This window comes from Aeromonas sp. S2(2024) (assembly GCF_041402505.1).
GTDB lineage: Bacteria > Pseudomonadota > Gammaproteobacteria > Enterobacterales > Aeromonadaceae > Aeromonas > Aeromonas media.
The window spans coordinates 1-1581 of record NZ_JBGLRL010000049.1 but is presented as its reverse complement, the minus strand read 5'-3'; the positions used below and the strand labels follow the sequence as shown (position 1 = coordinate 1581).

Below are 1581 nucleotides of genomic sequence, written 5' to 3'. Positions count from 1 at the left end.
AGCTATAGCGGTAGTCTGTGGGAGCCGTTGTCGGATACCGAGTTGCGTCGCGAGATGGCCGCCATCTTTACCGAACATGGCGCCCCGTTCGGTGACAAGGGGATAGCCGCCGCCGTCTCTACCATGAAGCTGATGATCCCTGTCATGGGGCAACCCACCAAAGAGCTGATCGGCTTTGCCAATGGGGTCTATGACATGGCGACACGCCGGTTTAGGCCACACTCGCCAGCCGATGGCCTGCTTAACCACAACGGCATCGAGTATGCAGCCCCGCGCCCTGGTGAATCCATCGAGCAACACGCGCCCAGTTTCAGCAAGTGGTTGAGCCATGCCGCAGAGGATGACGCCACCAAGATGGCTCGCATCAAAGCCGCCCTCTATATGGTGCTGGCCAACCGCTATGACTGGCAGCTATTCCTTGAGGTGACTGGCGAAGGGGGCAGCGGCAAGAGCATCTTTGCCCGGATAGCGACTCTGCTGGCTGGTGGCCCGCGCAATACGGGCTCCGGCAACATGGCCGCACTGGACACCGCCCGAGGCCGCGCTCAGTTCGTGGACAAGCGGCTGATCGCCCTGCCTGACCAGTCCAAATACATCGGTGATGGCAGCGGCATCAAGGCGATCACCGGTGGTGATCTGGTCGAGATAGATGGCAAGTATGAGAAGCAGTTCAGCACAGTCATTCAGGCGGTGGTGCTGGTCACCAACAACGAACCGATGATCATCACCGAGCGCAACGGGGGCGTATCCCGGCGCCGGGTGATCTTCACCTTTAACCGGGTAGTGGACGAGGCAAACAAAGACCCGATGATCGGGGACAAGATAGCCGCCGAGCTTCCCGTGGTGATCCGCCATTTGCTGACCCAGTTCGCCAAACCTGAAGGAGCCCGCTTGTTGCTGCTGGATCAGCGCAACTCTGACGACGCCCTGACCATCAAGCGGGCCACCGACCCGGTGATCGACCTGTGCGGGCTGGTGGCCTTTCTGGATGAACCCAGGGGGCTGATGATGGGAGGCAATCCCGAGATCAAGCGGGAGCCACGGCGCTATCTCTACCACCTCTACCTTGCCTTCATGGATTATCATGGCTTGGGTCGTCCGCTATCCGTTCAGGGGTTTGCCCGTGCGGTCAAGGCTGCTGCCAAGGAGTACGGCACCCAGTACAGTAGCCGGACGATTAAGGGCAAGGCACAGACGAACGTGACACCAACCGAAGCGGCCGAGTTGTTCATGCCCCAGGCAGCCCATGTTGGGGATGAATGACGCCAGCCAGAAGGAAACGAGGGCTGCCGAGTGTCGTCCTCTGCGTTTACCGTCTCACTATACGTAGGACTTTTACAAATAAACCCTACCCACCCTACCCAGCATCGCTGAAATCCTTGCTACACAAGGGATAGAGGCAGGTAGGGTTATTATTTTTAAACCCTACCCAAACCCTACATTTTAGCGTTATCCCTACCCGCAGGGTATGACTCGAATTGGTAGTGATGTTTCACCTGGTCTGATGAGTGTAAGGGGTAGGAAGTAGGGTTGCCGGTAGGGTCTGGGTAGGGTCCGAATTTTAAACCCTACACGCTCAAA

1 protein-coding gene is annotated in these 1581 nt (G+C 57.9%); it reads left to right on the top strand.

From position 1 onward, the window contains the following. A partial coding sequence (locus ACB039_RS20855; protein WP_371166368.1) for a DUF5906 domain-containing protein occupies positions 1 to 1263 on the top strand: 1263 nt, incomplete at its 5' end. Between the last annotated feature and the right edge of the window lie 318 nt (positions 1264 to 1581).